The organism is Kribbella sp. NPDC104218, assembly GCF_055584105.1.
Window position 1 is genome coordinate 637,625 of record NZ_JBVJMQ010000003.1, and the last position, 10,993, is coordinate 648,617.

A 10,993-nucleotide genomic window follows, 5' to 3' on the forward strand; every position below is an offset into this window, starting at 1 on the left:
ACCGGTGCCGAACTGCCGAATCCCGCGCCGACCTGCTGATTCATCTCCGGGACCGGGGGTAAATGCTTGGCAACGTGAGACAACACGACCGGTACGCCGGGTAATGGCCGTCCGTTCCTGATCGAATTTTCCGGCGTGTCGCACGACTCTGGACATTCGTTGCACGGCACGCAATCGTGGTGTCCCGACCGCCGAGGAGACCGCCCTTGATCGTCATTGTGAGCCGTAGCGGCGGGTTCGCCGGGCTGACCGCCCAGGCCGAGCTCGATACCAGCGCCGAGCCGGACGCCGAGCAGCTGGACGCCGTCGTCCGGGCCCTGGCGGGGTCGTCGCTGGGCACTGGCCGGCCGCAGCCGGACCGGTACGTCTACCGGCTGGAGGTCCGCGAAACGGCGGACGCCGTGGCGACGCAGTACGTCGTAGCTGAGCAGGACCTCGACGTGTCGACGGCCTGGCTGGTGGACCGGGTGCTGCGCGGACGCGACTGAGTCCCGTCACCTTAGGATGGCTGCATGGCCCGATGGGAACCCGAGCCGCGGGAGCGGCTGGTACGCGCGGCCCTGGAGCTGTTCGAGGAGCAGGGGTACGACAGCACGACCGTCGTCCAGATCGCCACCCGCGCCGGGCTGACCAAGAGCACGTTCTTCCGGCACTACCCGGACAAGCGCGAGGTCCTGTTCGCCGGCGAGGACCTGCTCTGTCGTCTGACCGCTGACGGCATTGCTGGAGCCGGTCCGGACGCGACGCCGCTGGAGGCCGTCGCTGCGGCGCTGCAGGCTGCTGCGGAGGCCTTCGTGGAGGGCCGGCGGGACTACGGCCCCCGGCTGCTGGCCGTCATTGCGGGCAACCGTGAGCTGCAGGAGCGCAGTGCGATGAAGGAGGCCGCCATTGCGGCGGCGATGGCCGAGGCGCTGCTGCAGCGCGGTGTGGCCGAGCGGACGGCGCTGATCGCGGCCGAGCTGGGTGGGCTGGCGATGCATCGGGCGTACGCGCTGTGGGCGAGCCCGGCGAACCAGAGTGAGTTCGCCGAGCTCGCTCAGCAGGAGCTGGCCGACCTCAGGTCGGCAGCAGCCGGTCTGTGATCAGTCAGCGCCAGGCGATCTCCGGTGCGCGGTAGAAGTTCACGCTGAGGACGTCCCAGCGCGAGCCCTGACCGGCCAGCCGATCCTTGTACGTCGTCCAGTCCAGCGCGGAGGCCTGCGACCAGCCGAGCTCCGCGATCCCGGGGAGCCGCGGGAACGCCATGAACTCGACCTTGTCGATGTCGTCCAGGGTCTCCGACCACAGCGGCGCCTCGACGCCGGCGACAGCGCTCTCCGGCAGATTCGGGATCAGCGTCGACGGGTTCCAGCTGTAGGACTTCTCGACGCTGACCAGGCCGGCCCAGTCGAGACCCAGGGGAGTGTCCTTGTGGTACTTCATGTCCAGGTAGGCCCGGTTGGCCGGTGACAGCACGACCTGCGCGCCCTGTGCGGCGGCCTTCCGCGCCAGCTCCCGCGAGCGCGCGTCGTCCGTGCCCCAGTACTGCGCGATGCTCCCGGCCGGGAGAGCGGTCTCTGCGATCTCCTGCCAGCCCATCACGCGCTTGCCGTGCTTGGTGACCAGATCGGCGGCCTTCGGGACGAAGGTCAGGTAGTCCGAGTGCGGCGTCGAGTGCGCCTCGTCGCCGCCCAGGTGCAGGACGTCGCCCGGCGACTGCTCGCTGACCTCGCGGAACACGTCGTCCAGGAAGTCGTAGGTGAGGTCCTTCGCGACGCACAGGGAGCTGAAGCCGACCTTCGTGCCGGTGTAGAGCGGCGGGGCGACGCCGTCGCAGTTCAGTTCGGCGTACGACGCCAGCGCGGCGTTCGTGTGTCCCGGGGTGTCGATCTCCGGGATCACGGTGAGAAAGCGCTCCCCGGCGTACTTCACGATCTCCGCGAAATCGGCCTTCGTGTAGTGGCCGCCCGGGGTGCCGCCGACCTCGAGGCTGCCGCCGTACGTCGTCAGCTTGGGCCAGCTGTCGACCTGGATCCGCCAGCCCTGGTCGTCGGACAGGTGCAGGTGCAGCTTGTTGAGCTTGTAGAGCGACGCGAGGTCGATGTAGCGCTTGACCTCGGCGACCGAGAAGAAGTGCCGGGAGACGTCGAGCATCGCCCCGCGGTACGCGTACCGCGGGGAGTCGGCGATCTTGGTCCCGGCGATCTTCCACGGGCCGCCCTGCCGGCTCGACGCCTCGGCCTTGGCGGGCAGCAGCTGGCGCAGCGTCGTGACGCCGCGGAACAGGCCCTCCGGCGTCGCCGCCGTGATGGTGACGGCCGAGTGCTCGACGCGCAGCTCGTAACCCTCGGCGCCGAGGGTGCTCGGGCCGTTGGTGGAGAGCCGGATCGTGCCGACGGCCGGGACGACGGGGACCGGGAAGCCGGTCGAGCGCCGCAGCTGGGCCGAGAGCTGCTCGGCCACCCGGTAGGCGGCCTTACGCTCCTTCGCGCTGGTCACGACGCCGACTGTCGTCCAGGGCTGCAGAGTGAATGTCTGGCCGGGCAGCGCCTGCTGGGAGACCGGCTTCGGGATCAGCGCCGGCGCGGGCGCGGCGGCCGGTTGCGCGGTGGCGAAGAGTGGAGTGGCCAACAGGGCTGCGGCGAGCAGTCCGATCAGCGGAACACGGGGGCGGGCTAGTCGCTTCATGTCCGCAGTGTTCGGGTAAGCGCCTTCCGCGTCAACCGGAAGCAAGTCGCGTTGCGCAGGAGGCAATCCGGCCGAACCCCGGATGAAATGCCCGCCGAACGGGTACTGCCGCCTCGCGAAGAGGTTGAGGTGTCAGGGAGGCGTGTCGAAAGGTGCGCAATGTCGTGCCGACCTGTCATCGTAGGCGGCCGGGCCTTCCGACCAGAGGGTCCGTCGGTCCTGCCCGACAAGGGCAGGCTGTTCATGAAACAGAAGCTGGAGGACAGATGACGCAGGTGGCAGAGCAGCCGGGCAGTACTGCCGGGCGGCTCGGCTCGGTGGTCCTGGATTGCCCGGACCCACTCGAGCTCGCCCAGTTCTACTCGGCGCTGCTGGGGCTGGATGTCGACGAGAACGGTGACGAGGACTGGCGGAGCCTGACCGGCCCCGGCTCCTCGCTCGGATTCTCGACGCTGGCCTTCCGGCGCTCGGAGGAGTACTTGCCGGCCACGTGGCCCGGCGCCGACGCGCAGGATCTCCACCTCGACCTCATCGTCGAGGACCTTTCCAGCGGCCACGCCACCGTGGTCGCGCTCGGAGCGGAGCCGCTGGACCCGCTCGACCCACCTCCGGCCGATAACGCGCGCGGCTGGCGGATCTACGCCGATCCCGCGGGTCATCCCTTCCGGATCTGCCTGGAGTAACTGACCGACACACACCTCATGCCCGCCCCGGTCACCTGGCCGGGGCGGGCTTTTCACATCCAGCTGGCGTTTCCGGCGAAGGCGAAGTGCCGGGCCGCGTCGTACTCCGGGCGCGGCTGGTAGCTGTTCACACCCGGCTCGCCGCGCAGGTGGAACGCGCTCGGGTACGGCGTCTCGGGGTCGGTGATCCGGGTGGACGTCGGGATGTAGCGGATCGTCAGGCCGCAGCGCCGGCGCGGCGAGGTGTTGGCGTTGCTGCCGTGCACGATGTTCGGGTGGTGCACCTCGACGTCACCCGGCGCGAGCACCATGTCGACGGCTTCGGACTCGTCGACCTCGACCGCGATCTCCTTCCCGAGAACGCTCTCCACGCTGGTGTTCGCGCGCATCCCGGCCACTCCGGACCGATGACTGCCCGGGATCACCCGGACGCAGCCGTTCTCGGGGGTGGAGTGGTCGACCGCGAGCCACAGCGTCACGACCTCCATCGGGTCGAGCGGCCAGAAGGCGGCGTCCTGATGCCACAGCACCGGCTGGCCGGAGTACGGCGGCTTGGAGATGTAGTGGGACGCGAAGAGAGCGATATCCGGGCCGACGAACCGCTGGGCGATGTCGACCAGCCGGTCGTCGCTGACCAAGCGGACCCAGAACGGGTCGTCGCGGAGGTAGATGTGGCCGAGCTGCTCGGGCCGGACCTCCGGGTGCCGGGCCTGCAGCCACTCGACGTGATCGTTCACCTCTTTGATCAGCTCCGGGTCGATCACGTTGCGGAAGATCACGTAGCCGTCGTCTTCGAACATGCCTCCATGGTCGGTTCGCGCTGTCGCGACTACTAGCAGCGTGCTGACCGGAATTTGTACTGTGTTGAGATGGTCCAGTTACTGCGGTTCGCGCCGCATGCGCTCGGTCGGCCGTACCACGCGGCGCGCGTCCGCATCCCGGCCCGGTCCGGCGACACCGAAATGCACACGCACGCGGACTTCCACGAGTTCATGGGCGTCGTCTCCGGGACCGGCGAGCACCTGCTCGCGACCGGCTCCGAGCCGCTGGCCCGCGGGGACGTCGTCCTGGTCCGGCCGTCCGATCAGCACGCGATGCGTGGAGCGGGCCTGGAGTTCATCAACATCGCGTTCCCGAGCTCCGCCTGGCAAGGGTTCCTGGACCTGACGCGCAGCGCCTGCCCGGCCCGGTTTCACGACGAGAGAGCGCTCCCTGCGTTCTCTCAGGCGCTGGAGCGCTTCCAGAACGGGCCGACCTCGTACGACCTGCTGCGGTTCTGGATCGACCTTCTCCAGCCCGTCACGCCCGACGCCGCGCCGAGCGACGTCCCCGGCTGGCTCGGTAAGGCCGGGACGGCGATGCGCTCGGAGTCCAATCTGCGTGCGGGGCTCCCGCGTCTGCTCGAACTGGCCGCCGTCAGCCCGGCGCATCTGTCCCGCTCGGTGCGCGCCGCCTACGGCCGGACGCCGACCGATTTCGTCACCGACCTCCGCCTCGAACACGCGGCATCCTTGCTAGCGGCAACGAACCTCCCGATCGCCGCCGTCGCGGACCGCTGCGGTTTCAGCAGCCAGTCCTACTTCACCCGGCGTTTCACCGCGGCGCACGACATGTCGCCCCGCGAGTTCCGGCGGACGTCGCAGCGCGCCTTCGTGCCCTGATCACAACGACTGCAGGTACTCCGTGGTCGCGGGCTGGCTGAACCACTTGGCCCAGCCGAGAACGTCGGCGTCGAACCGGGAATCGCTCACCGACAGATCCGCGCCGCGCTCGACCAGGAAGCGCAGCGCCTCGACGTTCCCGACCCCGGCGGCGAGGTGGGCCGCGGTGAAACCACTCGCGGTCTTCGCGCTCAGGTCGAAACCGAGGTCGGCGAGCTGGGGGAGGAGCTCCCACTTCCGCGCCGCCGCGGCCTCGGCGAGCAGAGTCGGCCGCGTGGACGGCGTCAGCTCACCGGCGAGCGCCGCGCTGAACGGGTCCTCGGGGTGCGTCCCGCGGTAGAAGTCGCGGACCGTCCCGACCTCGGCGCCGTGATGGATCAGCTCGTCGACGATGTGCAGCGCGAAGGCCGTCCCGTCGTGCGCCGCGAACGGCCCGGCGATCTCGCCCAGCGGCCGGTCGAGGTCCTCCTGGCTCAGCGCGGCGAGCCGGCGGCGCCACACGTCGTACGCGTGAGAGAGCGCCGAGAGCGCTTCCTCGGCCGTTCTCGGCACCGACGGTTCGCCATCCCCGGGCGCGGGCTCGTGCCCGAACCAGGTCGCTGTCCGCTCCTCCTGCAGGATGTCGATGATGTGCGTGATCCGCCAGGCGAGCGTGGTGAACGGCGCCGGCTCGACCGGGAGCGCGTCGAGGTCCGGTACGCCGTCCCGGACGCTCCAGCAGCCGTCGAACGGCTCCCAGAAGTACTCCTCGTCGGTCAGGCCCTCGACCCGGTCGCGTAACCGCTCCCAGGCGAAGTCGGACAGCTCCACAATGCTCTGTGTCGTGGTCATGATTCCCACCGTAGGCCGACCTGCGGACAGGAACGGTCCGCAGGTCGAGGCAGAATGGATTTCACCATGGACACCGCGGCCCGTCTCCTCCGACTGCTCTCGCTGCTCCAGGCGCGCCCGCAGTGGGAGGGCGCCGAGCTGGCCGAGCGGCTCGCGATCACGCCCCGGACGGTCCGCCGGGACGTGACGAGATTGCGCTCTCTCGGGTATCCCGTCGAGGCGGCGGCCGGGATCGGAGGTGGTTACCGCCTCGGCCCCGGCGGCCGCCTGCCACCTCTGCTGCTGGAGGACGAGGAAGCGGTTGCTGTCGCCGTCGGCCTCCGGGTCGCGACCACCACGACCGTCTCCGGAGTCGAAGAGGCCGCGATCTCCGCGCTGACCAAACTTCAGCAGGTGCTCCCGGCCGGCCTCCGCGAGCGCGTCGCCGCGATCGGCGCCCAGGTCAGCCAGCTACCGCAGGGTGAGTTGCCGACGATCGACGCCGAAGTGCTTGCCGTCCTGGCGGCCGCCTGCCGCGATACCGAAGGACTCCACTTCGCCTACCGCTCCCACGACGGCACGCCGTCCGACCGCCGCGTCGAGCCGCTCCAGATCGTGCACACCGGACGTCGCTGGTACCTCGTCGCCCGCGACCGGGATCGCCAGGCCTGGCGATCCTTCCGCGTCGATCGCATCACCCACCCCGAACGGACCGGCGTCCGGCATCGCTTCGACGATCCACCGGACCCCGTGGCGTTCGTTGCCGAAGGCACTGGTGTCGCGCCCTGGGACATCGTTGCCCGGGTTCGCGTCCAGGTCGACGCCGAGACGGCGCAGCGCGTCCTGCCGGCCGGCGAAGTCATCGTGACGCCGATCGACGCCGCCAGCTGCGAACTCCGCTTCGCCGCCAACGACCTCGGCCCGCTCGTCTTCGTGACCACCCGCATCCCGTGGCCGTTCGAGATCCTCGACCCGCCCGAGCTCCGAGCAGCCGTCCACTGCATCGGCCAACGGCTGCTCGACAGCTAGCTCTGGGCGAGGGCCTTGCGGATGCGCTTGTCCGAGACGGGGTACGGCGTACCGATCGTCTGGGCGAACAGGCTGATCCGGAGCTCCTCGAGCATCCAGCGGACGTCGAGCAGCTCGGGGGAGGGGTACTTGCCGGTCGGGACGGCGCGCAGGCGCTGCTGGTACTCGTCGGTGAGCGTCTGGACGATCGCCATCCCGGAGCGGTCGCGCATCGCGTTCGCTCCGATCTTGTCGAGCCGCTGCTCCATCCCCCGCAGGTAGCGGACCAGATCCGGGAGCCGCTTGGCGCCGGTCGCGGTGATGAAACCGGGGCGGATGAGCGCCTCCAGCTGACCGCGGACGTCGGAGAGCGCGGCGAGCAGCGCCGGGCTGGACGCCCGCGAGATCGCCTTGTCCACCGTCCGCGCGTGGCCGAGCACCTGCTCGACCTGGCGGAGGATCCCGAGCACGGTGTCGGCCAGGTCGGACCGGACGGCGTCCCGCAGGACCGAGAAGGCCGTCAGGTTCCACGCCGGGCCGTTGGCGGCCGTCATCAGCTGGTCAACGGCCGCGGCGATCGCGTCGTCCAGCAGCTCACCGACATTGCGGTGCGGGCCGGCCATCAGCGTCAGCTTCTGCGTACTACTGAGATGTCGCTGGACGACGTCGATCACCGACGGCATGGTCAGCAGCAGGAGCTTCCGCGTCCCGGCCCACATCGCGGCGGCCTGGTCGCGCTCGGTCTCCTGCAGCCGGATAGCGACGGTCTTACCCTCGTCGACCAGCGCCGGATACCCGGCGACCGTCAGCCCGTTGCGGTGCTCGGAGAAACTCCGCGGCAGATCGCCGAACGTCCAGTCCGTCAGGCCGGAGCGCTCCAGCCCGCTGACCGCCTTCGACGCGACCTTCGAGATCGCGGCCGTCGTCTTCGGTTTCAGCCGCTCCTTGAGTTTCGCGAGATCCTTGCCCTCGGCCACCGTCTTGCCCTGGTCGTCGAGGACCCGGAACGTCATCCGCAGATGCTCCGGCACCCGCGACCAGTCCCAGTCGGCGTCGTCGATGATCACGTCGCGCAGGTTCCGCAACTCGTTGGCCATCGCGGTCGTCAGCGCGCCGTCGGCCGGGTCGAGCAGCGGCAGGATCTGCCGGGCGTGATCCGGCGCGGGGACGATGTTGCGCCTGATGGCCTTCGGCAACGACTTGATCAGCGTCGTCAGCAGCTCCTCGCGGAAACCGGGCACACTCCACTCGAAACCGTCCGCGCTGACCTGATTGAGGACCAGCAACGGGAGGTGCACGGTGACGCCGTCTGCGTCGGTGCCGGGCTCGAAGGCGTAGGTCAGGTCGAAGGTCATCCCGTTCTGCGTCCAGTGCAGCGGGAACTCCTCGGCCTTCACCTCCGCGCCCTCGCGGACGACGAGCGACCGCTCGAAGTCGAGCAGGTCGGCGTCGCGCTGCCGGGCGCTCTTCCACCAGGTGTCGAAGTGCCGGCCGGTGACGACCTCGGCGCCGATCCGCTCGTCGTAGAACGCGAACAACGTCTCGTCGTCGACGAGCAGGTCCCGCCGCCGGGTCCGCTCCTCGAGCTCCTCGACCTCGGCGATCAGCTTGCGGTTCTCGTGGAAGAACTTGTGGTGGGTGTCCCAGTCGCCCTCGACCAGCGCGTGCCGGATGAACAGCTCGCGCGACGTCTCCGGGTCGACCTTGCCGTAGTTGATCTTGCGCCGGGCGACGATCGGGACGCCGTACAGCGTGACCTTCTCGTAGGCCATCACCGCGCCGGCCTTGCGCTCCCAGTGCGGCTCGGAGTACGAGCGTTTGATCAGGTGCTGGGCGATGTCCTCGGCCCACTCGGGCTCGATCTTGGCGTTGACGCGCGCCCAGAGCCGGGACGTCTCGACCAGCTCGGCCGCCATGACGAACTGCGGTGGCTTCTTGAACAGCCCGGAGCCGGGGAAGATCGCGAACTTGGCGCCGCGGGCGCCGATGTACTGGTGCTGGTTCGCCGGGTCCTTCATGCCGAGATGCGACAGCAGGCCCGACATCAGCGAGAGGTGCACGATCTGCGGGTCGGCCGGGCCGCCGCTGTTCAGCGTGACGCCGATCTGGCTCGCGACCTGGCGCAACTGCGCGAAGATGTCCTGCCACTCGCGGACGCGCAGATAGTTGAGGTACTCACTGCGGCACATCCGGCGGAACTGGTTGCCCGAGAGGTCGCTCTGCTGCTTCTTCAGATACGCCCACAGGTTCAGGTAACCGAGGAAGTCGCTGTTCGGGTCGCGGAAGCGCGCATGCGCCTGCTGGGCCTGCGCTTCGGCGTCCGTCGGCCGCTCCCGCGGGTCCTGGATGGAGAGGGCGGCGGCGATCACCATCACCTCGCGGACGCAGCCGTGCTTGTCGGCCTCGACGATCATCCGGGCCAGCCGCGGGTCGAGCGGGATCTGCGCCAGCTGGCGGCCGATCGGGGTCAGGCGGCGGTGCCGCTCGCCGGCTTTCTGGTTCTCGATCGCGCCCAGCTCGGTCAGCAGCTGCAGGCCGTCGCTGATACTGCGCTTGTCGGGCTCGTCGATGAACGGGAACGCCGCGATGTCGCCGAGGCCGATCGCCGTCATCTGCAGGATGACCGAGGCCAGGTTCGTGCGCAGGATCTCGGGGTCGGTGAACTCCGGGCGGCTCTCGAAGTGCTCCTCGGAGTACAGGCGGATGCAGATACCGTCGCTCGTCCGGCCGCAGCGGCCCTTGCGCTGGTTGGCGCTCGCCTGGCTGACCGCTTCGATCGGGAGGTGCTGGACCTTGGTCCGATGGCTGTAACGGGAGATCCGCGCCGTGCCGGGGTCGATGACGTACTTGATCCCGGGGACGGTCAGCGAGGTCTCGGCGACATTGGTCGCGAGGACGATCCGCCGGTTGCCGCTGGGCTGGAAGACGCGATGCTGCTCGGCGTTCGAGAGCCGCGCGTAGAGCGGGAGGACCTCGACGGCGTTCGGCCGGCCGCGCTGGGCGGCGTACTTGTCGTTGAGCGCGTCGGCGGTGTCGCGGATCTCGCGCTCGCCGCTGAGGAAGACCAGGACGTCGCCGTCCGCCTCGTACTCGAGCTCGTCGACGGCGTCCAGGATCGCCTGGGTCTGGTCGCGTTCGAGGGTGCTCGGGTCGTCGGGGTCGTTGATCGGGCGGTAGCGCACCTCGACCGGGTACGTCCGGCCGGAGACCTCGACGATCGGCGCCGGCGTGCCCCCGGCGTCCGCGAAGTGTTCGGCGAACCGCTCCGGGTCGATGGTCGCCGAGGTGATGATCACCTTCAGGTCGGGGCGGCGGGGGAGCAGCTGCTTGAGGTAGCCGAGGATGAAGTCGATGTTCAGGCTGCGTTCGTGCGCCTCGTCGATGATGAGCGTGTCGTAGCGGCTCAGGTCGCGGTCGCGCTGCAGCTCGTTGAGCAGGATGCCGTCGGTCATCAGCTTCACGAGCGAGCGCTCGCTGACCTTGTCGGTGAACCGGACCGCGAAGCCGATCGTCTCGCCGAGCTCGGTGTCCAGCTCGGACGCGATCCGCTCGGCGACCGTGCGCGCCGCGAGCCGCCGGGGCTGGGTGTGGCCGATCGTGCCGCGGATCCCGCGGCCGAGCTCCAGGCAGATCTTCGGCAGCTGCGTCGTCTTGCCCGAGCCGGTCTCACCCGCGACCACGACGACCTGGTGGTCGCGGATCGCGGCGGCGATGTCGTCCTTGAGCTGGCTGACCGGCAGCTCCGGGGGATACGTGATCTCCGGCACCGCCGCCCGGCGGACCTCGACCCGCCGCTCGGCCTGCTCGACCGCGCCGATCACACCCTGCAGCGCATCGGCCCGCTTCTGCGGATCCTTCGTCCCCCGAACCCGCTCCAGCCGCCGCCCCAGCTGCTCCCGGTCGTACGCCGTCAGCTCCGCCAGCCGCGTGGCCACCGCAGCCAACTCCGGCCCCGCCTGCTCCTCGGCCACCGGCCCCGCAGCGGTGGGCCGCCGCCCTCGACCCCCTCGACGCCTCGGACGGCGTACCGGATCCGGCGCGGCACCGGACTCGTGACGGGGAGCTGGGGAAGGACTGGAAGACTCGGTCCGGGCATCAGGCATGGCAACACCCACTTTAGGCGCTCCCGCCCGCCCACTCACGCGGTTTACCCGTTCCGCGGCC

9 protein-coding genes are annotated in these 10,993 nt (G+C 69.8%); 5 read left to right on the plus strand and 4 right to left on the minus strand.

What is annotated here, in order from left to right:
• The first annotated feature begins 206 nt into the window (after window positions 1–206).
• The gene (locus ACZ6ZD_RS27730) at window positions 207–488 is read left to right on the plus strand and encodes a protealysin inhibitor emfourin (protein ID WP_465676844.1); all 282 of its coding nucleotides are present in this window, start codon (window positions 207–209) and stop codon (window positions 486–488) included.
• 24 nt (window positions 489–512) lie between these two features.
• Window positions 513–1,082, plus strand: a complete 570-nt coding sequence (locus tag ACZ6ZD_RS27735) for a TetR/AcrR family transcriptional regulator (protein WP_465676845.1) — start codon at window positions 513–515, stop codon at window positions 1,080–1,082.
• 4 nt (window positions 1,083–1,086) lie between these two features.
• Here the strand turns inward: ACZ6ZD_RS27735 and ACZ6ZD_RS27740 are convergent, their stop codons facing one another.
• Window positions 1,087–2,667, minus strand: a complete 1,581-nt coding sequence (locus ACZ6ZD_RS27740; RefSeq protein ID WP_465676846.1) for a beta-N-acetylhexosaminidase — start codon at window positions 2,665–2,667, stop codon at window positions 1,087–1,089.
• A gap of 266 nt (window positions 2,668–2,933) precedes the next feature.
• Between ACZ6ZD_RS27740 and ACZ6ZD_RS27745 the strand changes: the two genes are divergently transcribed.
• Window positions 2,934–3,350: a VOC family protein gene (locus ACZ6ZD_RS27745; RefSeq protein ID WP_465676847.1), complete on the plus strand. Its 417-nt coding sequence runs from the start codon at window positions 2,934–2,936 to the stop codon at window positions 3,348–3,350.
• A 53-nt stretch (window positions 3,351–3,403) separates the two neighbouring features.
• Here ACZ6ZD_RS27745 and ACZ6ZD_RS27750 read toward each other — a convergent pair whose 3' ends face one another.
• Window positions 3,404–4,150: a phytanoyl-CoA dioxygenase family protein gene (locus tag ACZ6ZD_RS27750; protein ID WP_465676848.1), complete on the minus strand. Its 747-nt coding sequence runs from the start codon at window positions 4,148–4,150 to the stop codon at window positions 3,404–3,406.
• 69 nt (window positions 4,151–4,219) lie between these two features.
• Between ACZ6ZD_RS27750 and ACZ6ZD_RS27755 the strand changes: the two genes are divergently transcribed.
• The gene (locus ACZ6ZD_RS27755) at window positions 4,220–5,011 is read left to right on the plus strand and encodes a helix-turn-helix domain-containing protein (RefSeq protein WP_465676849.1); all 792 of its coding nucleotides are present in this window, start codon (window positions 4,220–4,222) and stop codon (window positions 5,009–5,011) included.
• Here ACZ6ZD_RS27755 and ACZ6ZD_RS27760 read toward each other — a convergent pair whose 3' ends face one another.
• Window positions 5,012–5,842, minus strand: a complete 831-nt coding sequence (locus tag ACZ6ZD_RS27760; protein WP_465676850.1) for a DinB family protein — start codon at window positions 5,840–5,842, stop codon at window positions 5,012–5,014.
• Window positions 5,843–5,908: 66 nt separating this feature from the next.
• Here ACZ6ZD_RS27760 and ACZ6ZD_RS27765 point away from each other — a divergent pair, with 66 nt between their 5' ends.
• A complete protein-coding gene (locus ACZ6ZD_RS27765; RefSeq protein WP_465676851.1) occupies window positions 5,909–6,850 on the plus strand; it encodes a helix-turn-helix transcriptional regulator in 942 nt (313 codons plus the stop codon).
• Here ACZ6ZD_RS27765 and hrpA read toward each other — a convergent pair.
• The gene (gene hrpA / locus ACZ6ZD_RS27770; protein ID WP_465676852.1) at window positions 6,847–10,800 is read right to left on the minus strand and encodes an ATP-dependent RNA helicase HrpA; all 3,954 of its coding nucleotides are present in this window, start codon (window positions 10,798–10,800) and stop codon (window positions 6,847–6,849) included. The two genes, ACZ6ZD_RS27765 and hrpA, sit on opposite strands and share 4 nt — an antisense overlap.
• Between the last annotated feature and the right edge of the window lie 193 nt (window positions 10,801–10,993).

Excerpts from the sequence above, each read along its gene's own strand:
- ACZ6ZD_RS27735 (WP_465676845.1), top strand. The coding sequence starts at position 513 with ATGGCCCGATGGGAACCCGAGCCGCGGGAGCGGCTGGTACGCGCGGCC.
- ACZ6ZD_RS27740 (WP_465676846.1), bottom strand. The coding sequence starts at position 2,667 with ATGAAGCGACTAGCCCGCCCCCGTGTTCCGCTGATCGGACTGCTCGCC.
- ACZ6ZD_RS27745 (WP_465676847.1), top strand. The coding sequence starts at position 2,934 with ATGACGCAGGTGGCAGAGCAGCCGGGCAGTACTGCCGGGCGGCTCGGC.
- ACZ6ZD_RS27750 (WP_465676848.1), bottom strand. The coding sequence starts at position 4,150 with ATGTTCGAAGACGACGGCTACGTGATCTTCCGCAACGTGATCGACCCG.
- ACZ6ZD_RS27755 (WP_465676849.1), top strand. The coding sequence starts at position 4,220 with ATGGTCCAGTTACTGCGGTTCGCGCCGCATGCGCTCGGTCGGCCGTAC.
- ACZ6ZD_RS27760 (WP_465676850.1), bottom strand. The coding sequence starts at position 5,842 with ATGACCACGACACAGAGCATTGTGGAGCTGTCCGACTTCGCCTGGGAG.
- ACZ6ZD_RS27765 (WP_465676851.1), top strand. The coding sequence starts at position 5,909 with ATGGACACCGCGGCCCGTCTCCTCCGACTGCTCTCGCTGCTCCAGGCG.